This is a genomic window from Paraburkholderia sp. SSBN10T, from assembly GCF_056619545.1.
The window spans coordinates 1-1,140 of the sequence record NZ_JBWQQI010000060.1; the positions used below are offsets into that span (position 1 = coordinate 1).

The window sequence follows — 1,140 nt, forward strand, 5'->3', positions numbered from 1 at the left end:
GCGCCTGTTGGCGACAAGTAACATTCGATCCGTGCCCGTCGTTTGATCGATTGGGGTGGCTGCCCCGCAGGAGCGGTGCCTCCTTGCTGGTGAATGGCTGTCGGGACGGGCACTTTCACAACGTGGGTAGGAGTATGGGTAGCCACCGGCCGAGACTGTGGGAGCCAAACCTGGCGCGGCTTCACGGGCGATTTAGGAGTCGGTTGCCTTCCGCCGTAGGGCTTACCGGCAATTCCGCATCCGGTTTTTCCTTGAAGTTATGCCATTTATTGCTGAGTTGCATCACCGTCACTACCTTTGTGATCAATTCTCCAAGGCGGGGATCGTGCAGCGCGCAAGGTGACAGCGCTGCAGGAGTACGCGCGCGAGGCGCAGCGCGTGTGTGGAAGCCAATAGCCGGAAAAAATAAGCCCACCGGCTGGTGGGCTATCAGAGTTACACGCCAGCAATGAGGGGAGTCGCTGCCAGCGACGGAGCTATAGACCACAGCGACTGCTATGAGGCTCAAAATTCATTTCGGCTATACGGCCGAACTGTGCCGACGACGACTTCTTTACAAGTTAGCCGGATATCGAGGCCGACATTCGGCATAAGGTCCAGCTTGAACAACCCACCCGGTATCTCGGACAACGACATGTCCATAATCGTCGCCTCTTCAAGCATGGCGTTCACGTCAATATCTGATGTTCGAATGTCCAGAAAATCGAGCACTACGACATAATCGGGGCGACCCACAACGGGAGGCGGGCCATAGCGGTTGTGAAGCACTTCCAGCCGGAGGTCCACAAGTTCGCGCGTGCGGCCATCCGGCAGGAGGCGACCGTCCACACCTTGGCGCGTTTGCCGGCTCCTTTGCATACAGAAAGTACGCACGGCTGAATCGTGAAAAGACGGATATTCGCCCAGAACCATCGCCAACGATTCGCCGTTCGTCGCCAGGTTCCATCCCCAAGTTCTTTTCGAACTGTCCATTGCTCCCCTTTCGCGGCTAGGCGTCATCTGCAGTTGATCGGTGACATTAGAAGGTGTGCGCTGTCTCTCTTCCCATCAACAAAATTATGTCCGTGCGGCTCGCCGTGGCTCTTGTGAAATTGAGCGCAGAGGTTGCCGCCCCCATCAAAGTAATCCACATCGAGGCCG

The 1,140-nt window shown here is 56.8% G+C and carries 1 protein-coding gene; it reads right to left on the reverse strand.

The genetic code is table 11. The annotated features are described in order from the left end of the window. Positions 1-504: 504 nt before the first annotated feature. Entirely contained in the window at positions 505-972 is a 468-nt protein-coding gene (locus tag AC1ECK_RS36620) for a hypothetical protein (protein WP_480328178.1), read from the reverse strand. Positions 973-1,140 lie beyond the last annotated feature (168 nt).

Excerpts from the sequence above, each read along its gene's own strand:
- AC1ECK_RS36620 (WP_480328178.1), bottom strand. The coding sequence starts at position 972 with ATGGACAGTTCGAAAAGAACTTGGGGATGGAACCTGGCGACGAACGGC.